This window comes from Niallia sp. FSL W8-0177, from assembly GCF_038006285.1.
Lineage (GTDB): Bacteria > Bacillota > Bacilli > Bacillales > Cytobacillaceae > Niallia > Niallia circulans_A.
The window spans coordinates 105286-128806 of the sequence record NZ_JBBOUX010000001.1 but is presented as its reverse complement, the minus strand read 5'-3'; the positions used below and the strand labels follow the sequence as shown (position 1 = coordinate 128806).

At 37.0% G+C, this 23521-nt stretch carries 22 protein-coding genes and 1 pseudogene; 9 read left to right on the top strand and 14 right to left on the bottom strand.

Annotated elements, in window-relative coordinates; translation table 11 throughout:
• Positions 1-25: 25 nt before the first annotated feature.
• The 3 genes from perR to NST77_RS00575 form a co-directional block, all read right to left on the bottom strand.
• Complete coding sequence (gene perR, locus NST77_RS00585; protein ID WP_016202777.1) at positions 26-469, bottom strand: peroxide-responsive transcriptional repressor PerR; 444 nt, start codon at positions 467-469, stop codon at positions 26-28.
• 382 nt (positions 470-851) lie between these two features.
• A complete protein-coding gene (gene bcp, locus NST77_RS00580) occupies positions 852-1322 on the bottom strand; it encodes a thioredoxin-dependent thiol peroxidase (RefSeq protein ID WP_123258957.1) in 471 nt (156 codons plus the stop codon).
• A gap of 68 nt (positions 1323-1390) precedes the next feature.
• On the bottom strand, positions 1391-1795 hold the full coding sequence (locus NST77_RS00575; protein WP_095330996.1) for an ion channel: 405 nt from the start codon (positions 1793-1795) through the stop codon (positions 1391-1393).
• Between the two features lie 215 nt (positions 1796-2010).
• Between NST77_RS00575 and NST77_RS00570 the strand changes: the two genes are divergently transcribed.
• Positions 2011-3315, top strand: coding sequence for a glutamate-1-semialdehyde 2,1-aminomutase (locus tag NST77_RS00570; protein WP_061800640.1), 1305 nt, complete (start codon positions 2011-2013; stop codon positions 3313-3315).
• Positions 3316-3604: 289 nt separating this feature from the next.
• On the top strand, positions 3605-4690 hold the full coding sequence (locus NST77_RS00565) for an FUSC family protein (protein ID WP_095330994.1): 1086 nt from the start codon (positions 3605-3607) through the stop codon (positions 4688-4690).
• A 54-nt stretch (positions 4691-4744) separates the two neighbouring features.
• On the opposite strand, the gene NST77_RS00560 is transcribed toward NST77_RS00565, so the two are convergent.
• The 5 genes from NST77_RS00560 to fabL all read right to left on the bottom strand — a co-directional run bounded on the left by NST77_RS00560 (position 4745) and on the right by fabL (position 9239).
• Positions 4745-6493, bottom strand: a complete 1749-nt coding sequence (locus NST77_RS00560; RefSeq protein WP_095330992.1) for an ABC transporter ATP-binding protein — start codon at positions 6491-6493, stop codon at positions 4745-4747.
• A gap of 456 nt (positions 6494-6949) precedes the next feature.
• Entirely contained in the window at positions 6950-7480 is a 531-nt protein-coding gene (gene ntdP, locus NST77_RS00555; protein WP_047944913.1) for a nucleoside tri-diphosphate phosphatase, read from the bottom strand.
• A 192-nt stretch (positions 7481-7672) separates the two neighbouring features.
• Positions 7673-7936 (bottom strand): YgaB family protein, encoded by a 264-nt coding sequence (locus tag NST77_RS00550; protein WP_095330990.1) that lies wholly within the window; start codon positions 7934-7936, stop codon positions 7673-7675.
• Positions 7937-8169: 233 nt separating this feature from the next.
• Entirely contained in the window at positions 8170-8352 is a 183-nt protein-coding gene (locus tag NST77_RS00545) for a gamma-type small acid-soluble spore protein (protein ID WP_047944917.1), read from the bottom strand.
• 143 nt (positions 8353-8495) lie between these two features.
• Positions 8496-9239 carry an enoyl-[acyl-carrier-protein] reductase FabL gene (fabL, locus tag NST77_RS00540; protein WP_095330999.1) on the bottom strand — a complete coding sequence of 248 codons (744 nt, stop codon included), beginning with the start codon at positions 9237-9239 and terminating at the stop codon, positions 8496-8498.
• 118 nt (positions 9240-9357) lie between these two features.
• On the opposite strand from fabL, the gene NST77_RS00535 reads away from it, so the two are divergent.
• Positions 9358-9582, top strand: a complete 225-nt coding sequence (locus NST77_RS00535) for a hypothetical protein (RefSeq protein ID WP_095330987.1) — start codon at positions 9358-9360, stop codon at positions 9580-9582.
• A 20-nt stretch (positions 9583-9602) separates the two neighbouring features.
• On the opposite strand, the gene mutY is transcribed toward NST77_RS00535, so the two are convergent.
• A complete protein-coding gene (mutY, locus tag NST77_RS00530; RefSeq protein ID WP_341122638.1) occupies positions 9603-10709 on the bottom strand; it encodes an A/G-specific adenine glycosylase in 1107 nt (368 codons plus the stop codon).
• A gap of 410 nt (positions 10710-11119) precedes the next feature.
• On the opposite strand from mutY, the gene NST77_RS00525 reads away from it, so the two are divergent.
• The 3 genes and pseudogenes from NST77_RS00525 to NST77_RS00515 form a co-directional block, all read left to right on the top strand.
• Entirely contained in the window at positions 11120-12100 is a 981-nt protein-coding gene (locus NST77_RS00525; RefSeq protein WP_095330983.1) for a metal-dependent hydrolase, read from the top strand.
• A gap of 224 nt (positions 12101-12324) precedes the next feature.
• Positions 12325-13584 carry an IS110 family transposase gene (locus tag NST77_RS00520; protein ID WP_341122637.1) on the top strand — a complete coding sequence of 420 codons (1260 nt, stop codon included), beginning with the start codon at positions 12325-12327 and terminating at the stop codon, positions 13582-13584.
• Between the two features lie 291 nt (positions 13585-13875).
• A pseudogene (locus NST77_RS00515) lies at positions 13876-15435 on the top strand (IS1182 family transposase); the annotation flags it as partial.
• Between the two features lie 112 nt (positions 15436-15547).
• On the opposite strand, the gene NST77_RS00510 reads toward NST77_RS00515, so the two are convergent.
• A complete protein-coding gene (locus tag NST77_RS00510; protein WP_095330981.1) occupies positions 15548-15817 on the bottom strand; it encodes a YfhJ family protein in 270 nt (89 codons plus the stop codon).
• A gap of 129 nt (positions 15818-15946) precedes the next feature.
• On the opposite strand from NST77_RS00510, the gene NST77_RS00505 reads away from it, so the two are divergent.
• Positions 15947-16096, top strand: a complete 150-nt coding sequence (locus NST77_RS00505) for a small, acid-soluble spore protein K (RefSeq protein WP_047944925.1) — start codon at positions 15947-15949, stop codon at positions 16094-16096.
• Positions 16097-16157: 61 nt separating this feature from the next.
• Here NST77_RS00505 and NST77_RS00500 read toward each other — a convergent pair whose 3' ends face one another.
• Positions 16158-16478 carry a YfhH family protein gene (locus NST77_RS00500; protein ID WP_047944926.1) on the bottom strand — a complete coding sequence of 107 codons (321 nt, stop codon included), beginning with the start codon at positions 16476-16478 and terminating at the stop codon, positions 16158-16160.
• A 108-nt stretch (positions 16479-16586) separates the two neighbouring features.
• A complete protein-coding gene (gene recX, locus NST77_RS00495) occupies positions 16587-17396 on the bottom strand; it encodes a recombination regulator RecX (protein ID WP_095330977.1) in 810 nt (269 codons plus the stop codon).
• A gap of 198 nt (positions 17397-17594) precedes the next feature.
• Here recX and NST77_RS00490 point away from each other — a divergent pair, with 198 nt between their 5' ends.
• Positions 17595-17711 carry a YfhE family protein gene (locus NST77_RS00490; RefSeq protein WP_341122635.1) on the top strand — a complete coding sequence of 39 codons (117 nt, stop codon included), beginning with the start codon at positions 17595-17597 and terminating at the stop codon, positions 17709-17711.
• 360 nt (positions 17712-18071) lie between these two features.
• Here NST77_RS00490 and NST77_RS00485 read toward each other — a convergent pair whose 3' ends face one another.
• Positions 18072-20951 (bottom strand): lipocalin-like domain-containing protein, encoded by a 2880-nt coding sequence (locus tag NST77_RS00485; protein ID WP_341122634.1) that lies wholly within the window; start codon positions 20949-20951, stop codon positions 18072-18074.
• 745 nt (positions 20952-21696) lie between these two features.
• Between NST77_RS00485 and NST77_RS00480 the strand changes: the two genes are divergently transcribed.
• Positions 21697-22743, top strand: a complete 1047-nt coding sequence (locus NST77_RS00480) for a lactonase family protein (protein ID WP_095330973.1) — start codon at positions 21697-21699, stop codon at positions 22741-22743.
• Between the two features lie 56 nt (positions 22744-22799).
• Here the strand turns inward: NST77_RS00480 and NST77_RS00475 are convergent, their stop codons facing one another.
• A complete protein-coding gene (locus NST77_RS00475) occupies positions 22800-23510 on the bottom strand; it encodes an ABC transporter ATP-binding protein (RefSeq protein ID WP_095330971.1) in 711 nt (236 codons plus the stop codon).
• Positions 23511-23521 lie beyond the last annotated feature (11 nt).

The following is a 23521-nucleotide window of genomic DNA, read 5'->3' as shown; positions in this document are numbered from 1 at the left end:
AAGACAACCTCTTCTATTCTCTACATTAGTGCGCTTCTTTTTGAGCACAATCAGGACAAGTACCGTAAATTTCCAGACGGTGGTGGCTGATTTTGAATCCTGAAACATGGCTGGCAAATTGCTCTACCTCATCAAGTCCTGGATAATGGAAATCAACTATTTTGCCACACTCTTTACAGATAATATGATAATGATGAGAAGTTATAAAATCAAACCGGCTGGAGGAATCTCCGTATGTCAGTTCCTTTACTAAATTCACTTCACGAAAAACTCTTAAATTATTATAAACAGTGGCTACACTCATATTTGGAAATTTACCTTCAAGTGCTTTATAAATTTCATCGGCAGTCGGATGTGACATTGAGCTTATTAAATATTCAAGTATCGCATGACGCTGCGGGGTAATGCGCACTCCTGTTTCTTTCAGCTTATCAAGAGCTTCTTGCAACTCATTATGTTCCACGGACATGCACCCCATTTCTAAAAGATATTCTTATTTTATAATGTTTATAAATAGTGTACTAATAATAGCAGGGTTTTGTCAACACAGTTACTGTAAGAGCGCGGTTTTCTAGATGTATGAACAATCTGAAAACACAATAATGATTATTTAACAATAAATACTATTATATAATAGTCGATGCTAAGATGTTATTGATAATACACTTACATTATATGCATGAAACCGTATTTTTTTCACCAGAAGTTTTATCCATTTCCCCCTTCTCTCCATAAAAAAAGACCAACGAACGTTTTCGTTGGCCACCGACATATATATGAGGAGGTATATGCTCACTATACAATATGCTCTTCGGCTTTTAATGAGTGGACAAAAGTCCCTACCATAAAAATTAGGCTTCGATTTTTTCTAAAGCTTGTTTGATTTCTGCTACATGGCCAGCGACTTTTACTTTGCGCCATTCCATCGCAAGCTTCCCTTCTTTGTCGATCAGGAAGGTTGATCTTTCAATTCCCATATACTCTTTTCCAAAATTCTTTTTTAGTTTCCAAACATCAAAGCTTTCCGCTACTTCATGATTTTCATCCGCTAATAACAGGAATGGCAGCTCGTGCTTTTCGATAAATTTCTGATGTCTTGAAATCGGATCAGGGCTGACTCCTAGTACTACTGCGTTGTATCCTTGGAAATCTTCATGATTATCGCGAAAATCACATGCTTCTGTTGTACATCCTGGTGTCATATCTTTCGGATAAAAATATAAGACAACATTCTTTCCTCGATAATCGGATAATTTTATTTTCTCTCCATTATTTGCTTCTAACTCAAAATCTGGCACTGTTTCTCCAATATGAACAGACATTGTATCCCGCCTTTGCTTTTTATTTAAGCCTACCTAAAATGCTTTTATGAATCAAGAAAAGCATTTTGCTAGTTGTTCAGATCAAATACTGCCCGTGCTACAAAAGCAGCGGGAATTGTGTATCCGATCAACGCCTCAATAAGGACAACCATCCTCCCCATCCCAATTGGCATTAAGTCGCCAAACCCTACGGAAAATAAAGTCACCCCGCTAAAATAAATACTTGTATGGAGTGTATGAAAGAAATCATAGTTTAAAGAAGGTGCCTGTCCATCATTATAAACCGGGATGCCATTCATCTGGAATAATGTATAGATTAGACCAAAGCCAATCATAATGGTGATATAGACAAAGATTAAGTACATAAAATTCTCGAATGAGACCCATTTTTCTTTTCTCTGGTAAGGAACAAATAGTGTTTTTAAGCTCATTGCAATAAAAAATAGAATGAGTGCTAATAAGACATAAAACATTTCCTTACCTCCTTACTTCCTTGCATAAATGTAATTCCTCTATCATTAATATCTATGCTTGTCTTGCTTATTTATTCGTTTATCTCTTTCTCCTATTGAAAACGTACGAAAGGTACTCTTAGGTTAAAAAGCTGTTTCCCTTTATCTTCTTTTAAAAAGTGCTAAAATGGGGGAAGGTATTTTTTATAGAATGATACGATTTATAGGAGGTTTATATGTTACATACAAATTCAGAACGATTGCATGAAGAAGCTTTAGAGATTATTGTCGGAGGTGTCAACAGTCCTTCGCGCTCTTATAAGGCGGTTGGCGGCGGGTCACCGATCGTAATGGAAAGAGGACAAGGTGCTTACTTCTTTGATGTAGACGGAAATCAATATATCGATTATTTAGCTGCATACGGTCCGATTGTTACAGGACATGCTCACCCACATATTACAAAGGCAGTAACACGCGCTGCCGAAACTGGTCTTCTATTCGGAACACCAACTCCGCATGAAGTGAAATTCGCGAAAATGCTGCAAGAAGCCATTCCATCCATGGAAAAAATCCGGTTTATGAACTCTGGAACAGAAGCAGTAATGACAACCATTCGTGTTGCTCGCGCGTATACAGGCAGAAATAAAGTCATCAAATTCGCTGGATGCTATCATGGTCACTCTGATCCAATGCTTGTTGCAGCTGGCTCAGGTCCTTCTACGCTTGGCACACCAGATTCTGCCGGTGTTCCTGCAGTAATTGCTGCAGACGTTATCACGGTTCCTTTCAATGATTTAGATGCGTATAAAGATGCATTGGATAAATGGGGCGATCAAGTAGCCGCTGTTCTGGTCGAGCCAATCGTTGGGAACTTCGGAATTGTTGAACCAGTAGAAGGATTTTTACAAGGAATTAATGATTTAACACATGCAGCAGGCGCACTTGTTATTTATGATGAGGTAATTACTGCTTTCCGCTTTACTTACGGTGGAGCACAGGATTTATTAGGTGTTTACCCTGACTTGACTGCCTTAGGAAAAGTAATCGGCGGTGGTCTTCCAATCGGCGCTTATGGCGGAAGAAAAGAAATCATGGATCAAGTGGCACCAGTTGGACCAGCATACCAAGCAGGAACTCATGCTGGAAATCCAGCCTCCATCCAAGCTGGAATCGCTTGTCTAGAAGTATTAAAGCAAGAAGGCGTATACGATCATCTCGATAAATTAGGCGCATTATTAGAAAATGGCATTTTAGAAGCAGCTGCCAAATATAATGTTCCAATTACTATTAACCGCCTAAAAGGAGCACTTACTGTCTTCTTTACGACCGAGAAAGTCTACAACTACAAACAAGCAGAAAGTACTGACAGTGAAATGTTTGGCCGCTTCTTCAAGCTATTAGTAGAACAAGGAATCATGCTGGCACCATCCAAATACGAAGCATGGTTCATCACTATCGCGCATACAGAAGAAGACATCGAAGCAACCCTGCACGCAGTTGACCAAGCATTCGCTGCATTAAAAGAAGAATATAAGTTTTAAGTTTAGAAAAAGGTTCAGAGAAATGCTGAACCTTTTTTTACTAATGAAAACTACCACCCTATTACTACGTTTTTTACCTCTCCTACTATGTAAAATCATTTCAATTTTAACAACAATATGTCCATTTTTTTAAAATCCTTCGAAAAAAGAAAAAATTAGTCATCAGTCTATTGAAGTTCACATCTAATCAATGTATAGTACATTATTGTGTTTACTTTTCGTGTTTTTCGCAAAAAGTAAGGGGTATAAGAAAATAGTTAGAAAGATTAAATGAAAGGAACACTTATTTATGACATTAGGAGCGCGCGTTCTGAAAACAGGAATCGCCATCGTGTTAGCTTTATTTCTAGCGCAACTTTTAAATGCACCAACTCCTGTTTTCGCAGGAATTTCTGCCATTTTTGCTATACAGCCAACTGTCTATCGTTCTTATTTATCGATCATTGACCAAGTACGAGGCAATATCATTGGTGCTATTATCGCAGTCATCTTTGTATTAAGCTTTGGTAACAACGTTTTTATTATTGGACTTGCCGCCATCATTGTTATTACAATTAACTTAAAATTAAACTTAGAAAAGACAATTACTTTATCTGTGGTTACCTTGATTGCCATTATGGAATCACCTACAGATGACTTCATTACCTTTGCAATTATTCGCTTCTCGACAGTAATGCTCGGAATTCTTTCTGCTTCGACTGTCAATCTGATTTTTATACCACCTAAGTATGAAAATAAATTGTACAATCAAATTTCCGATTTAAGTGAGGAAATAACAAAATGGATCCGCCTAAACATTAGACATGCATCAGAACATAGTCTGTTAAAGAACGATATCGATAAAATGTCGGAACGTTTAATGCGCATTGATCAGTTATATATCCTGTACAAAGAAGAGCGGAATTATTTTAAAAAAACAACTTTATTAAAAACGAGAAAATTAGTCATTTACCGGCAAATGATTGCCACATTAAAGAAATCTTTTCAAACCTTGAAAAAGATTCATCGATATGAAAATGAGTTATTAAGTTTGCCGGAGGATTTTCAAAATATTATTCAACAGCAGCTTGATTGCCTTATTCACCATCATGAACATGTCATGCTTAAATTTATTGGAAAAGTAAAGCCTAATGTTGTTTTTGAAGAAGGCAGCATTTCTCTTGATCGAAACATACTTTTCCAAGAGTTAATGCTTTATTATAAAGAGACAGAACCATCCGTACTTGAAAATGAAGAAGAATTAAAGCAATATCATATGATGCAAATTGTTTCTGCCATCATTGAATATGACGAGAATGTAGAGCATCTTGATACATTAATCACTTCCATTCAAGTTCATCATCAGCATGAAGCCGATGTAACGATTGAAGAGTAAAATCCTTTATATAAAAGGATCCAGAAACTTGCTTCTGGATCCTTTTTTTCATCTCTAATTTCCCAATTGCTGAATTTGAAATAGATCGTGATAATGACCTTGCAATTTCATTAGTTCCTCATGTGTACCATCTTCCATAATTTTTCCATGTTCAATTAAAATGATGCGATCGGCATGAGTAATCGTAGATAGACGATGGGCCACAATCAAGGTCGTTCTGTCTTTAGCCAGTTCTTCCAATGATTCTTGAATGGACTGTTCACTTTCCAAGTCTAAAGCAGAAGTAGCCTCGTCCAAAATTAAGATTGGCGGGTTTTTCAAGAATACACGTGCAATTGCTACTCTTTGCTTCTGGCCGCCGCTTAATTTCACGCCTCTTTCGCCCACTTTTGTTTCATACCCTTCTGGAAGCTGGGTGATAAAGTCATGCGCATTGGCAGCTTTAGCAGCGGCAATTACTTCCTCTTCAGTTGCATTAGGCTTTCCTATCATAATATTTTCCCTAATCGATTCACTGAAGAGAATATTTTCTTGCAGAACCATCCCAATTTGATCTCGTAAGGAACGTGCTTGCACATCTCTGATATCTATTCCATCTAAGAGAATTCTTCCTCCTGTTACATCAAAGAATCTTGGAATAAGACTTATCAAGGAAGACTTACCGCCACCGCTCATCCCAACAAATGCTACTGTCTCTCCTTGTTTAATATGTAAGGAAATATTGTCTAATACTTTCGGATCGTTTGTCTCATAAGCAAAGTCCACTTCTTCAAAGGTAATATCTCCTTTTACATTTGTACAAGGAACCGCATTTGGTTTATCTTGGATATCATATTTTTCATCAATTAAATCAAACACCCTGTCCATTGATGCGATAGACTGTGTTAATGTCGTAGAAGAATTCACTAATCTTCTCAATGGATTATATAATCTTTCAATATAAGCAAAAAATGCCATCATCGCTCCTAGCGATAAATCGCCATTCAATACTTGATAGCCTGAATAGGCAATTACAATCAATGGAGAAATATCGGTAATCGTATTGACGACAGCGAACGCTTTCGCATTCCATTTCGTATGATTGACCGCTTTTTCCAAGAAGGTATTATTATACTTTTGGAAATGCTTTTGTTCATGATCTTCTGTCGCAAAGCTTTTAATAACCGAAATTCCTTGGACTCTTTCATGGAGAAAGCTTTGTACGCCTGCTAAAGCTTGGGATCTTTCTCTTGTTAATTTACGTAAATTTCCAAAAAAGTAGCTAACGGAAAGCGCGTAAAACGGCAGTAAAATAATAGAGACAAATGTTAACTTTACATCCATCGTGAACATGATTCCGATTGTAATCAAAATCGTTACGGCATCCAGCCATAAATTCATTAAGCCGGTTAAAATAAAGTTTTTTGTTTGTTCTACGTCATTTATGACACGGGAAATAACTTCCCCTGCACGGGTATTGGAATAATATTTTAGGCTCAATTTTTGCAGATGCATAAAAAGCTGATCTCTAATATCATAAAGAATTTTATTAGAAGTCCATTGAGCGAAATATTGACGATAGTATTCAATCGGTGGTCTCACCACGATAAAAACAATTGTCATAATGATCATGATTGTCCACAGATTGCTCATTTTAGTGGCCTGATCTAAGGCTGAATTGTTAATAATATCATCAATTACATATTTTAATAACAATGGAATTAATAGCGGAATGGCAAATTTCACAATGCCGATAATGATCGTCCCAATGATTTGCCATCGGTATGGCTTTACAAAGGTCATATACCTCTTAATACTGTCCACATATACTCCCCTCTCTATGTTGCATTTGTTCTTTTTCCTTTTTTTGTGTTTGGAAAACTTAATTTTCGCCATTCTGTTAAAAATACTGTGAAAGATAGCGCGTAAACGGTTGAGTGTGGCTGATCTGATCCGTGCGCTTTTGATTTTTACTGATGCTAAACGGGCACAGAGAAGAGCTCTCTGTTACCTTTTTTTCGCTTTTTCTTTTGGTTCGGGCATGGAGATCGCTTCTCTTTTCCCTTCGACTCGCTTTCAAAACCAAATCGGGCACAGAATCAATCCTCTCTAAAAATCCACTCAATCCCCCAAACCAAAACAGCCCACAAGCCATCAATCTTTGAAAATAATGTCACTCTTAATCGTTTTAATAACAATAGACCATTTTATCACTATTCGCAGCGAATGCATAAGAAAAAAGCCTGCTGAAATTCAACATGCTTTTTTCAGTCATCCATATTAACTTCTGTACGTTAAGTATCTTTCATACCACAAATCAACAAAATCTGGTGCAAAGGGACCTTTTCTTTGTCTTATCCAATGTATTAATTGCGTTACTTGCGTCTTCAAAATACGATCAATGACCTCTGGATACTTCATTTCTTGACGGTGACGTTCGTATTCATCTTCATCTAATAAATTGAATGTCATATCTGGAAAGATTTTGATGTCCAAATCATAATCAATATACTTAAGTGCCTCTCCATCGTATATAAACGGTGAGCTTAGGTTGCAATAATAATGAATGCCATCTTCTCTAAGCATGCCAATGACATTAAACCATTGTTGGGAATGAAAATAACAGATTGCCGGTTCACGTGTTACCCACGTTCTTCCATCTGATTCCGTAACAATTGTACGATCATTGCCACCTATAATTAAGTTCTGCGTCCCTTTAAGTATTGTTGTTTCGTCCCAGATTCGATGGATGTGCCCATTATGCTTATAACTGTGAATTTGTATTGGTTCACCCTCGATAGGTACGCCCATTTTTATTTCTCCCCTACTTTCTATTTACGGACGCTTTGTAACCTGTTACATACTAAAAGCGATTCATTATTTCCTTTAAGGCAACAAAGTACGATTCCTCTTTTTTCTTATTTCTTATTATAACGGTTCTCTAGTAAATTTAAAACAAAAGAACCATTGAAATTACACAATGGTTTTAAATATTCCATATTTTTATGAACTAGATGATAGTTTCAGCTCATTTTCTTGGTAGACTTTAATGACTTTTTCTGTTTGTAATTCAAAGATTTTTTGTATTTTCTTTAGCTCTTCCTTCATATTGCTGATTTCTATTTGCACTTCTTTTAGTTCTGTTTCTTTTTGGAGAATTTGTAGTTGTTCTTCTATCTCTTCGCATCTTTCTAATTCTCCTTGTAAATAGAGCAGTTTTTCCATAATTCGCATTTGCTCTCCAACTAAACCGTTAAATACATCCATGAAAAAACACATCCTACTCTTCATTTTTAGGTACTGTATTGATTTATATGTTTCATTTTATAAAAAGGGAACGGCCCTTTTTCTATTAACTCTACCTTTTACTATTTCTTCGTATGTATGTTAATTCCTTTGACTACTTCTGTAGACAAAGAAGAAGTTTTGTCGAACATAAAAAAGTTTCTATAACAAAAGCAAAGGGCACTCTCCCGTAAGTGAAGTGCCCTTTGTTTGCATTATTTGCTTGTGTTTTGAGATTTTCTAGATTCAGCTTGTTGATTTTGTTTTCTTACTTCTGAAGCGTTTGTTTCGCTTGCAAATTCAGTACCAAATTGTTGACCTTGGCCTGCTTGAGCGTTTTGTTGTTTTACTTCTTGAATGTTAGTTCCACTTTGTGTAGCACCAGCTTTTTTAGCCATGAATATCACCTCCACGCCTATTAATTTGTCCCAGACGTTTCGTTTCTATCCAAAGTTTTTTATTACCAATAAAATCCAATCCAATAAAAAGAAAAAGGAGTTCTCCTTTATAGGAAATCTCCTTTTTCCGCCAGACAAACCGCTTATACTAACAACGAAATACCGCCATCCACAATAATCGTTTGTCCTCTTATCATGCTTGCATCATCGCTTACTAAGAACATCACTGTATTGACGAGATCTTCCATTTCCACCATTCTGCCTGCCGGTGTTTTTTCAGCTGCCGCTTGAAGCAACTCTTCTCTGTTTGGAAAATGTGTCAATGCCTCAGTATCAACCGCTCCACCTGAAACGGCATTTACTACAATATTTTTTGGTGCTAATTCAACCGCTAAATATCTAGTTAATGCTTCTACAGCAGCTTTACTCACTCCAACCGTTGTATAGTTTTCTAAATAGCGAATCGCTCCTAGAGAGCTGATGCTAACGATTTTTCCACCTTTATCCATTAGCTTCGCTGCTTCTTGCGCACAGAATAATAAGGCTTTACTATTAATATTCATTGTCCAATTCCAATGAGACTCTTCCAATTCCATAATTGGTCGTAATACCCCAGATGCAGCGTTGTTAATAAATACATCCAAACGACCAAACTCTGCTTTTACTTCTGCAAACATCGCCTTTATTTTGTCTACATCTCCAACATTGGCTTTTACTAGAAGCACTTTTCTACCAAGCGCCGTAATTTCGTCAGCAGTTTCTTGCGCTGCCTTTTTGCTTCTTGCATAGTTGATAACAATATCATAGCCTTGTTTGGCTAAGCGAATGGCCGTTGCCTTTCCGATCCCTCTACTGCTGCCTGTAATTAATGCTACTTTGTTTGTCATTCTTATTAATTCCTTTCCCATCCATTTACTTCTCATTTTACCTCTATTCATGCATAGTTCGCAATCAACATCCACACAATAGAGGAGAAAACGGTAAAAGTAAAGGAAGGTATAACCTATGTATGTTGGCAGAGATATAACCAAATTAGCCATGATCGCTAAATCAGATTGGAAAGATGATGAACTTGCCTACTTTCACCACTCCTTGCAGCAAATGACCCCTTATCTCAATAGCGAAGGTGCCAGTATACACCGCAGCATCATAGAGGAAATCGAAAATAGAGGCGGGTTAAAAAGGAACGAAGCTGATTATACACATGGGACAGAAGTAAGCTATGAATAAGAAAGGATGACCACATATGGTCACCCTTTCTTCACTTGCTCTGGTAAAAATTTCAGCATTTTCTGATGAGACACAGGGAATGGGAATGGTGCAATTTCATCCGCATTTACTCTTCTGATATCTTCTTTCTCCTCTTTTAACTCTATTAATTTTCCGCTATATACATTGATGTTCCAGATCAAATGAGAAAAAACATGTTCAATCCTAGTAATCATTTCGCCAACTTCTACTTTAGCCTGATAGTCTTCTAACAGCTTTTCCTCAAGCTGCGCTTTCTCGCTTTTTAACACTTGAACAATTTCCATATTAGGAAACTCCCATAGATTTGCCAGCAATCCTGTATTCGGGCGCTTATGAATCAATGTTCTTCCCTCTTCATCTGTTAAAACGACTGCCGCAAGCTGAATTGACTTTTGTTTCTTTGTTTTTGTCTTTACAGGCAGCTCTGTTACTGTCCCATCCTCAAAAGCATGACAATGCTCTCTTACTGGACAAAGCAGGCACGAAGGAGATGTTGGGGTACAGATTAAGGCACCGAGCTCCATAAGTGCTTGATTGAAAAAGGACGGATTCTCATGCGAGATCAGCACACGTACTGCTTCTTCAAATGTCTTTCTTGTTTTTGGTTTTGCAATATCTTCCCAAATCGAGAGAATCCTCGATAAAACTCTCATTACATTGCCATCAACAGCAGGTTCTGGAACCCCATATGCTATACTCAAAATTGCACCTGCTGTATACGGTCCTACCCCTTTTAAGGACGCAATTTCTTTCGGAGTATCTGGCACTTTGCCCCCATACTTTTCATGCACTTCCTTAACAGCAGCATGTAAATTACGCGCTCTTGAATAATAGCCTAATCCTTCCCAGGCCTTCAGTACTTTTTCTTCTTCAGCCTTCGACAACGCCTCAATGGTTGGAAATTGAGAAATGAATCGGTTAAAATAGGGAATAACCGTATCCACCTTTGTTTGCTGAAGCATGATTTCAGATACCCATACTTTATAGGGATCTTGATCTTGTCTCCATGGCAGCTCCCTTTGTTCCTCTATAAACCAATTCAATAAATCTTCTCTAAACCGCTCGACATCCACTTGATTTTTGATTATTTCTTGCTTATCTGTCACGATTAACCTCCAGATGTTAATTATTAATTTTTTTTGGGAATAACAATATATAGATTTCTTTTACTACTATTGGACATGGTGTGCATCATAGGATGGAATGGGATAGAATGAAAGTAGCACAAAATGATTCACGTTCTTACCAATAGCTAAGTTAAATTGCAATAGTATAAATAAGTAAATTTGCCTCATTTTAAATAGAAGAGCTATTTTTTGATAAAATTACGCGTTTGTCCGATTGTTTGCCAACTTTATTTATTATTTAATAACATTATCCGTATTTTTACATCATGCGAATATATTAACTGTTTGTAGTGTATCTTTTGTTAAGAAAAAAGAAAAGGATATTTTTATTGTAATTATGGTGTTTTCATCCAAATAATTCGGAGAGAAAATCAAGGAGGTTTGGTATTTTGGATACAGGAACTCATATTGTTATGGGAGTTGCACTTGGTGGGTTAGCCACGTTAGACCCAGTTGTTGCTTCTGATCCTGCAACAACTACAGGTGTAATAATCGCCACCATCATCGGCTCACAAATACCAGATATCGATACAGTATTAAAATTAAGAAATAATGCCGTTTATATACGCAACCATCGTGGAGTGACACACTCCATCCCAGCAGTACTTTTGTGGCCCCTACTTATACTTGCTGTCATGTACCCGCTTTTCCCAGAGGCAAATTTGTTCCATTTATGGCTTTGGACATTTATAGCTGTTTTCCTGCATGTGTTTGTCGATATATTTAATGCGTATGGAACGCAGGCTCTACGTCCTTTTACAAATAAATGGGTCGCATTGGGGATTATTAATACATTTGATCCCATCATTTTCTCCATGCATATTGTAGCAATCCTATTCTGGTTATTCGGCGCAGATCCTGGCTATACCTTTTTAACTTTATATATCGTACTGATTGGCTATTACCTTCTGCGGGTATTTACACAACGGCAGGTAAAAATAAATGTGAAAAAAAGAATTCCAGATGCAAAGGAAATCATTTTATCGCCAACCATGAGATATAACCATTGGCGTATCGCTGTGATGACCGACGACTCCTTCTATGTCGGCAGGTCCCATCAGCACGAAATTGAAATCTACGATAAATTCCATCGTATTCCAGTTCCAGATACACCAGTTCTAACCGCAGCTCAAAAAGATAAGAACCTATCTGCTTTCTTATCCTTCTCTCCTGTATTTCGGTGGGAAGTTATCGAGCTGGATGACCAATACCAAGTCCGCTTCATTGATTTACGCTACCGAAGCAATGGACACTATCCATTTGTCGCCGTTGTTCATCTCGATCTAAACTTGAATATCATCACTTCCTACACAGGCTGGATTTTTAGTGAAGATAAGCTGAAAAAGAAACTCGATATTTTAACCAATTAGCATGAAAAACATACTAAGATTAGTGGGTAAGGTCATCGACGGATGACTTTGCCCACTATTTTTCTTTTTTAAGTTATAGTGAGAAGGGAAAGAAAGCTCGACCAGCCTCAGGGATCTCGAATCCGAATGATAAACGGAGCTTCTTCACTTTCATTTTTGAATCAGCTTTAAGTATGTTGGGGCCAAGGAGCTCGTGTATAGGAAATTGGAATCGAAATGAAAAAGTGAAGATCTTTCAAAATGATAAAGAAGAGAGAGGAAAAACATTGGAATTAATTATTGCTTTAGATATTTCTATGGGGAAAAGTTACAAAGTCTTATATGACGGTCAAACATGTCTTTCAGAAGGGGAAATACTTCACAATAAGTTTGGGTTTCAAGCATTACTGGAAGAGATTCATAGCCTTCCAGAAGAACCTAAAATTGTTTTCGAATCAACTGGTATATATTCGAAGCCAGTGGAGACCTTTTGTCAGAAAAACAATTTAACCTATTTCTTATTAAATCCTCTGGAAGCCAAGAAACAACTAGAACAGGGAACACTCAGAAGCTGGAAAACAGACAAACATGATGCCCATAAATTAGCACAAATTCATCCATTTGTGGATCGATCAGAAAAAGTACAACAACCTGAAATTTATACAGAACTTCGTGATCTTTCGCGCTTTTATCAAGAAATAGAAGGACAAATAAAACATACTCGGATGTACTTGCACCATGCACTTCAAGTAAGCTTTCCGGAGCTTGAACGATTCTTTTCCAGTAGAGTAACACCTTATGCTTTAACACTAATAGAGTTATTTCCACATCCTGAATTAGTATTACAGACAAGTAGAACCAAGATTAAAAATTTATTGATGAAAACTACGCATAAGAAGATATCAGAAAATCGAGCTATGGAGAAGGCGAAGTTGATCATTGAATACGCGCAAGAATCTTATCCAGCTGTTTCACCAGATAGTGTTCCAACTCAAAAAGTTCAATATTATGCACGACAACTTCTTCATCTATTAGAGGAGAAAAAAATGGTTTCCGAACAATTAATTGTGAAGGCCCGACAACTTTCGGAATTCCAGTTATTTACTAGCTTCCCTGGCATTGGGGAGATTAGCGCAGCACTCCTTATTGGTGAGATAGGCGATCTGTCACGCTTTTCTAATCATAAAAAAGTGAACGCCTTTATCGGCATAGATATTAGAAGGTATCAATCTGGTAAATATGCAGGTCAAGACCATATCAATAAACGTGGAAATCCAAAAGGACGAAAAGTCTTATATCTTATCGTTAAGAACATGATACGCCAACAAAAAGCTGCCCCCAATCATATTGTGGATTATTATTATAAATTAAAAAAGCAACCTCAGGCCAAAAAGGACAGGGTTGCCACTGTAGCTTGCATGAACAAGCTATTGAAATGTATCTATTCCATGGTCAGGAACAATACAAAGTACGAATACTCGTACACGGTCTCTAAGGACCAATAACACATAAAAAGTATACCACACAATACCTCAGTTTGAAAAATTTAATAGAATAGCTGAGGTTATTTGTCATGCTCAAAAATAGTACTATCAAGTTCAAATATTTTTTTATAACTACTTGACTAATCGTAGGAAATGAGGCTGGGACAAAACCCACCTCTAAGACGAAAAAAACGGTGAAATTTTACGACAAGTAAAATTTCACCGTTTTGCTTATTTTTACAATAAAAAATAAGGACAACTTCTGATAAAATTAAGTTACCATACCAAATCTAATCAGAAAGAAGTGTCCTTATGTTTAAAGATTATACCATGAATCAAATCGTTTTGCCTCTAGATTTAGAAGTAAAGTTACAAAATAATGATATTGCCTTCCATGTCCATCATTTAGTGGAAAGTATTCCTCAAGAAGCGTTTGAACCATTTCTTCGAAACGAAGGTTGTCCTGCTTATCATCCACGCATGATGCTTAAAATTATTCTATGTGCCTACACTCAATCTGTCTTTTCGGGGCGTAAAATGGAGGCCCTATTAAAAGACAGTATCCGTATGATGTGGTTAGCTCAAGGGTATGAACCAAGCTATCGTACAATTAACCGATTTCGCGTTCAACCAGAAGTAAAAGATTTAATTCGTCAATGTTTCATCCAATTTCGCTGCCAATTGATCGAAGAAAAACTGATCGATCAAGAAGCGATATTTATCGATGGCACAAAGATTGAAGCGAATGCGAATAAATTTACGTTTGTCTGGAAGAAAGCGATTGAGAAATTTCATCAGAGTTTAATTGATAAGTCAAACCAGTTGTACAATGAGTTGCTTGAGAACGAAATCATACCCCAAATGGAACGGGAAAGTGATGAACAGCTATCATTTGGAGAGCTCACTCAAATGGTTCAAAAAGTAGACGAAGTAGTGACCGAATATGATAAACAAATGGAAGAATCTTCAGACGTTACTGAACGAAAAGCCTTACGAAGTGAACGAAAATACCCGAAACAAGTGCGTAAACAGTTGATTGATTTTGTCTTGAGAAAACGGAAGTACCAACAGGATTTTAAAATCTTTGGACCACGTAATAGCTATTCTAAAACAGATCTAGATGCGACATTTATGCGAATGAAAGATGATTATATGAAAAACGGGCAATTGAAAGCTGGTTACAATGTACAAATCGCAACGGAAGGTCAATATGCGCTTGCTTATAGTTTATTTCCAAATCCCACAGATACACGTACGTTAATTCCATTTTTAGATGAGATAGAGCAACATTATTTCGAGTTACCGAAACATATTGTTGCAGATGCAGGTTATGGTAGTGAACAAAACTTTAGTGATATTCTCTCAAACAGAAACCGAGAAGCACTGATAACATATAACATGTTTTTGAAGGAACAAAAGAAAAAGTACAAACAAAATACATTTAATCCTGATAACTGGGAATATGATCAAGAAACCGATACATATATGTGCCCTAATCAGAAGCGTTTAGAATTTCAATATCATTCTGTCCGAACGGACGCTACAGGTTTCCAAAGGAGTTTCAAAATCTACGAGTGCGAAGACTGTTCAGGATGCCCATTCCGCTCATCATGTACCAAGGCAAAAGAAGGAAACAATCGAAAACTAATGGTGAACAAAAAATGGGAACAGCAAAAAGAATATGTGAGAGCGAAGCTTTCAGAAGAGAAAACGAGTGCCATCTATCGAAAACGCAAAACCGATGTGGAACCAGTTTTTGGATTCTTGAAGGCTAATTTGCGTTTCACTCGATTTTCTGTACGAGGAAAATCGAAGGTGGAAAACGAAATGGGCCTCGCGTTAATGGCAGTGAATTTAAGAAAATTCACTGCCATTAACTAAAATAATAGAAGAATTAACACGAAAAAATAGAGAAAGGTGAATTTGAGTGGACTCAAATTCACCTTTCTCTTTATTAGAGGCTAGTTATGTCCCAGCCTCTCTTTTAATGCAATTTCTTTTTATCATCTGCAAGGAATTCTTTATATTTTGGGTTTTCTGCTACAAATTCATGAAGCTTTCCACCGTAGTTCTCAATCCACTGACTAACAACTCGTTCCGTTACTTCTTCTCCTTGATATTTACGACCCGCTTTAGCATAGGTTGACTCAAAATCTTCCCATAATAATTCCACCCATGTTTGTGCTTGGCCTACTGAAATAAACGAATTAAGCTCCAACAGCCGCTCCACTAATTTCTTCTGTGCTTCATGCATTATTTTATTCCTTCTTTCTTTTTTTGTATTTACTAATAGATTGCAGGTGATTAACAAATACTATCCATTGTAATAAACAAAGTTGAAGTTTATTACCTTTGACTTAGTTGATTCTTTGGAGGTATGACGATGGGAAATGTAGATAATACAAATGATGTTAAGCTTGAGGGAGAACCGAGAGCAAAAACAGAATACGCTTCGAAAAGAGCCAATGGCACAATCAATACACATCCTCAAGAGAGAATGCATGCTTCCTCACATCGCAAACCAAAAAAATAAACAGTTCTTTATTCTGTAGGAAAGAGGGAGAGACCATCTTTTGGTCCCTCCACTCTTTTCCTTATGCTTTCTTCTTTAATAATGCGATTGGAATCCCCTCTTCTTGGCTTCCATCTACTTGTCGCTTTCCCCACGCAAAAACGCCGTTCATATAATCGATTTGAAAAAGAACTCCTGGATCGCCTTCTATTTCATATATTTCATTAGCTTTATAATCTTTAGGATTTAATAAATACGATTTGGCAAGAACTGCTTTTCTTTCTAAAACAGCATATTCATTAACCATACCAAGCTGCTCAGCTTTTTTTGCTTGATCATTTAAAGTGGATATTTCCATACGGAGCTCATGTTCTGTCATCATGCTATATCTTTTTGTCAGCATTTATATTCCCCTCCACTACCAACTAGTTTAATAAAAATCCTCAGAATCGGCAAAAAATTAGCTTTCATTTCTAATAAAGTTTGTTGTTAACACTACACTGATAACTAATTAGTCTTCATTTTCTATTTCGTCTAAATACTGTTCGATAAGATCCATAGAGAATCCTTTACGGTATAAGAACTGCTTCATTTTTTGCTTGAATTCATATCCAGTGAACTTGGCAAATTTTCTTCTTGCCTTCTCCCCATGGATACGAACGGTTTCTAATTCATCTGTATCCATTTCCACAATCTCCGGCATCCTTTTTACTTGTTGGATAATATCAGAGGTATATCCCTTTCTAACAAGAGTCTGCTCTAATTTCTGGATGATAATCTTCTTAGAATCCTTTTTCTTGCCAGCCAAAAACTTCGCAACAATTTTCTTCGCTGCTTGCATTTGGTCCTCATAGGAAAGCTCCTCCATCGAACGTTCGATTAATTCCCGCTGGATCCCTTTTTCCCTTAATTCTCGTTTAATCGTTTCTGCTCCTTTGGTTGTCGTATTCCGTTGAGTGCGAACATAGGAAAAAGCGTAATCTTCATCATCGATGAATTTCATTTCCTTTAATTTTGTCATTACCTCTGCTATCAATGCATCATTTTCCATTTTAGCGGAAAGATGCTTCCTTACTTCCATTTCCGTTCTTTTTACCTTAGACAAATACCGAACGGCCATATGATATCCTTTTCTTATTTCATCTGTATATTGGATTTCATTTAATAAGAGCGAATCTAGCTCCATCCCTTTTCGCAGCTTATATTTAATTAGGACTGTTTCATCGACGCTAAATGCATACACATCTTTTCCCTGTTTCAGGGTAAAAATATTATAACGGTCATTCAATTCCTTCTGTCTTGTTATTTTGCTTATAATCATTCCAATCACCACATTATCTATTTTTCGCCTTCTCTAAATCATCTAATGCGAACTTTATCTATTTCAAATGTAGCACATAAAAGGTGGAAAGACATACTTTTGCCTCTCAATTAATTTACCTTCGCATTTTGAATCTATTTTATATAACTAGGGAAGAATAAAGAACATAGTAGAAAAAATGGAAAGGATTGTTGTGATATGGAAGGGAAGAAAAAGCAAAAAACAAAACACACACTATCTAGCATGCAAGCCGTAACCTATCAACATGAATTCAAAATGGCTGATCGAGCAGCTAATAGAAAAGATACTAAATAACCGTTTAGAGGAAGAGATGATTCATCTCATTCTCTTTCTCTACCACTTTTTTTAAAACCCTTACATTTTTGTGGATAACCAAAACCTAATTCTGTTGATAATGTGGATAACCCTGTGGAATACTTTATTTTCAGGATTTATCTTGTTAGTAATTAAGTTGATAACCTCTCCGTTTTTCCACAGTCACTATTGTGATTATTTTCTGAAAAAAAACATCAAAAGGCTTCCCTGTTCTTATACCTAATTTGTTTTAGTTTTTTCACTAGAAATAATGCTGAAAGAGTATTTTATTTCCCCATCTACCATTCTAAAAACGAAGAACCACTTAATCACTGCAGAAATTAAGTGGTCCATCATGATTTATTTCACTTTCATGGCCCGTTTTCGTTTAACTAAGGATATACTTAAGCCCGCAGCCAATAGGAATAATCCTCCGATTATCCAATTATATTCGTTTGTTGCAGTGTTCGGTAATGCTTTCCCTGTGTTGTCAGTCTGCGGATTTTCAGCACTTGGCTTATCTGTTCCCGGCTTTTCTGCTCCTGACTTATCTGCTCCCGTCTCTTCTGTTCCTGGCTTTTCTGTTCCCGGCTCTTCTGCTCCTGGCTCTTCTGCTCCCGGCTCTTCTGTTCCTGGCTCTTCTGCTCCTGGCTCTTCTGCTCCTGGCTCTTCTACTACTGGATTTTCAAAAAGTGATTGGATTTCTGTTTCTGTAAGAACAAGTCCATCATATACGCGTACTTCATCCATTAAACCTTTAAAGGGCATGTCCCAATAGTTTACACCTAAACTAAATTGGGCATTAACGGTTGTAAAGACATCTGGAAAATTCCCATCAGAAAATTTTTCCTCTCCATTAATGTAAACCTTTGCCTCTCCTTCATTTACCGTAAATCCGAAATGTGTCCATTCATTTTTGGGGATTATAGAGTCAGATACCGCATCATACCATTGGTCACCATTATGGGACCATACCTTTGTCACATTCTGTGCATTCGGCACAAGACTAATCCAATTATTCTCTGTTCTCGCACCGAAGAAAGTCGTTGTAAATTCCGTGATTTCTTCCGGTTTTATCCAAAGTGATAGGGAATACTTATTACTTGCAATTAAACCATCTGCCAATTTAAGTCCAGATTCTCCGTTAAATTTAGCAGCATTCCCTGCAATACCCTTTGCAAACGTAACTTCCCCGCCTGTATTGTGAATGCGATCACCTGTTACTATTGCATCGGCTTGATTACCAGATCGATCTGCAAACCCATCATTAAAGTCATAATAGGCAGTTAATCTCCCTTCCTCTTCTGCTAATACATGAACCATTACAGACAATGATTCTTTCGCATCCCCTAAAGTAATAGTTGCTGTTAATTTTACATCAGCATTTTCAGAACCAAATGGCGGTCTTGTTACAATCCCATCATTGGAAATGATTTCTGGCTGTGAAGATACCCAGACAATGGCTGTACCTTGTGCTGCTTGAGTTGGCAAGGAGATATCCTTGATTACCTCGGTCGGAATGGCCTTAATTAGTTCCGCTTTCACACTTGCTACCACTTCTTGGTTTGATTTACTATCCCCACGACTCCCCCAAATTACCACTCCTTCACCAGACATGGCACTAAAGGTCATCACCCATTTCGCGGTCGCAGGATCATATTGACGAATAAATACGCCATCATATATTTGCCCTTCTATCTCAACTTCCACTCTGTAATCATCGTATAGCTTCCATGTCCCACTTACAGCACCGGAAACTGTCTTATCTGCATTTAATTTAATCCATTGCGATTCTGTTAATTTCCCCGTAATTTCTTTGCCGTGATTGATATACTTATAATCACCAACAATATCTTTCTCAGACACAGTCTCTATTGTTTCACCCGCATATTGAAATGGAGTTGGCACTGGCCATTTCTCCTTGTTTTTAAAGGTTTGATGGACACGCACTTGATGCAGTTCTCCTTGTTGAGGGAATCGAGCATGTGTCACAATAAACTCTTTGCCAAGTTCTTCTTCTATCAAAAAAGAATTATGTCCTGGTGACATATAGCCTGTTCCTATCCCACTGCCATCTTCTCCAAAATCTCTTTTAAACAAGAAATTTCCCATCATTTTATTCCCAATTTCTTTATGATCATCATTGCTCGGGAAATTTCCTGGACCTAAATTAAAGCTTTCTGGAAAAACAGCAGCATTGCCAGATGCGTCTTCATACGGTCCATCAATCTTTTTTGATCTGAACTGCCTCATTTGATAACCACCGTCAGAAGCTAATCCACCGTACGTAATGTAAAGATAGTAATACCCTGTTTCCTTATCGTAGACAGCATATGTTCCTTCCCCAGATCTTCCATATCCTCCAGCAATCTTCGTACCGAAATATCGATCAACTATTCTGCCATCCGAGGTTTTTCCATCCTTTCTAGGATAAATGGGTACACCAGTTTTCTTATCTAGCGGCAAAATAAACGTTCCACCTGACCAGGAACCATATGTCATCCATAAATCTCCATTCTCATCATAGGGAATATTTGCATCAATCGCATTCGTATAAAGGGCGTTATTATAATTTCCCTCACTTGTAAACCAATCTGGATTTACATTATCTAAAGTACCGTCTGCAATCAACTCTGCGATATTCGTATTTTCCCAATGTTTATTAATCACACTCTTATTATCAGTCGTTTCATAATTGGTAAAACCAGAATATATAATAGTATCCCTATAATCATAAGGTCCCTCTATATTTTTCGATACAGCAATGCCTATCGCTGAACGAATATAGGTAGAAGAGACACTATAATACAACATATAAGCTCCCTTTGAACCATCATCCCAAGCATAATCTTTATTCCAAAAAATATCAGGAGCCCATACAGAATAGCCCCCAGTGCTATCTGCATCATTTTCCCCTGCCCATTTAAAAGACTCTGCAAGATTTTCAGACAAATTCCCATAGATTGGATTATTTTCTGGCGTTTGATATTCACTTGTCACCAGAGAAGTCCAATTCATTAAGTCCGTTGATTTGGCTGCTGCTATATGTGATCCAAAAACATAATAAGAGCCATTATCCCCTTTAATGATGGACGGGTCGTGAACGGAAACATGCTGAAATTCGATCGAATCATCTTGAGAGCCTTCTGCCTTTACCTGTTTCTCCTTTACATAAGGCCATGGAAATAGTACGATTATGACCAACAAAAAAAATAGCCATTTTTTTATCACACACTTCACCGTTTCATTCTCCCCTTCACTGCGTTAGTTTGTAAACGCATACATTTCTATCCATAATAAATCCCATCTTATCTACATTTTTTGATAGGAAGTCTCGTGGTGTACAGAACCAAAGTGAACGTTCAAATTTTTTATGTAAAATGGGGTACAATATGGATGCCTTTCGATGATACTAACATTTAATTAACCACATTAAATTAACTTTTTTATTAATTATATTCCCACTCCTTTCTTAGCTTCCAGCTTACACTACTCTCCATTAGCTTACTATATCCCCACTTCTTAAACAATATAAAAAGTCGCATTTTAGAGAAACTTCATAGATTTAAAGATGCTAATCTACTTACTACCCTATGTTTATCTCCCCTAATAAGTACTATTTTTAAATTACAAAAATAAACGATAAGTGTTTTTCACCTCACCTTAATTAACATAATTATTAATTAAAATAAGATAAAACCACCCTCATCGGTAGAAGCGTTATGTTTCCTCTGATATTGGAAAAACAAGATTATTACATTCCTATTATCCAGGAAAAATTCGACAAAACGCATTCATTCTTCCAATATTCCCCTTTAAAGTAGCTGAAAATTCCCTCTTGTTTCAAGTAAGCAATTTCGGGAAAATAGAATTAACTAATACTTTTATTTAAATAGGCAGACTCTAATTTGTACGTTTTGATTAGGCTCGTGCTATAATTAATAAATAGTATTAATTTTGTAAAAATGTTAAAGGAGATCTGTTTATGACAAAATTCACTGGCTACATTGGCACATATACAAAAAAGACTAGTAAAGGTATTTATTCATTTGTATTAGACACAGACGCAAAAAAAATCACATATGTTTCTCTAGTGGCTGAAATTGAAAACCCTACCTATTTAACGGTTACAAACGATAATCAACATTTATTCGCAGTCGGTAAAGAAGGCTCTTTAGGCGGCGTTTCTGCTTACACTATTGATTCAGATGGCAGTCTTGCCCTTATTAACAGCGAATATACGGAAGGAGCATCTCCTTGCCATGTAAGTGTAAACGCAGACAAAACGCTTGTTCTTTCTGCAAACTATCATAAAGGAACTGCCGAATCCTATCCGGTACATACAGATGGCTCATTAAGCAGTGCTGCATCTATCATTGAGCATTCAGGGACAGGCCCAAATCCAGCTCGTCAAGAAAAACCCCATATGCATTTTGCTGGATTCAGTCCTAATGATCAATATGCAGTTTCTGTTGATTTAGGAACAGACCGAGTAGATACGTACAAGCTTGTTGATGGAAAGCTAGAAGAAGTCAGCAGTTTATCCGTTAAACCTGGAAGTGGTCCAAGACATATTGCCTTCCATCCTAATGGCAAATTTGCTTATGTCATGACAGAATTAAGCAATGAAGTCATTGCATTATCTTTTAATGCTGAAACTGGAGCATTCGAGGAATTACAATACATCTCTACACTACCAATTGATTTTACGGAAAATAGCCAAGGAAGTGCTATCCATCTTTCTTCAGACGGAAACTATGTTTATGCAGGAAATCGCGGTCATAATTCAATTGCGATTTTCCAAGTAAATGGGGAAACTGGTCAATTAACCTTTATTGACAGAACTTCAACAGAAGGAAACTGGCCGAGAGATTTCGTTCTAGATCCAACAGAACAATTCTTGCTTGCATCCAATGAACAATCAGATACCCTTACTTTATTTGAAAGAGATACAGTTACTGGAAAACTAACTTTATTGCAATCAGAGATAGAAGCACCAGAACCAGTATGTGTAAAATTCTTAAATAATTAATTCAGTCATAAAAAAGGAGAAGGTCTCATAAAAAGCCTTCTCCTTTTTCTCTATCCTTATGCTAAGTAAGCTTCCTGCACTTGTTTATTGGTAATCAACTCTGCTCCTGTTCCTTCTAATACAATTTCTCCTGTTTGAATGACATACCCTCTACTGGCAATTTGCAATGCTTGAAAGGCATTCTGTTCTACTAATAAAATTGTCATTCCTTGGTTATTGAGTTCTTTAATAATTTCAAAGATTTGCTCGACAATAATTGGCGCAAGTCCCATTGATGGTTCATCCAACATTAGTACTTCTGGCTGCATCATAAGCGCTCGCCCTATTGCCAGCATTTGCTGCTCGCCACCACTCATGGTTCCTCCTTTTTGCTCGACTCTTTCTTTTAATCTCGGAAAATACTCAAATACTTTTTGCATTCTTGCTTCCATTAATTGTTTATCCTTTACAGCAAAAGCGCCAATTAATAGATTTTCTCGTACAGATAGCTTAGGAAAAATCCGCCTTCCTTCTGGCACTTGGGAAATCCCTAAAACGGCTGTCTTATGGGCTGCTACATTAGCAATATCTTTTCCATTAAAAAGAATACTGCCTTTTTTGATTGGAACCTGCCCGCTAATAGATTTAAGAGTCGTCGATTTGCCAGCACCATTACTTCCAATGAGGGTAACGATCTCTCCTTTATCAACATGTAAACTAATTCCTTTTAATGCCTGAATTCCTCCATACCAAGCTTCTATATCCGTTAATTCAAGTATCTTTTCCATGCTGCTTCCCC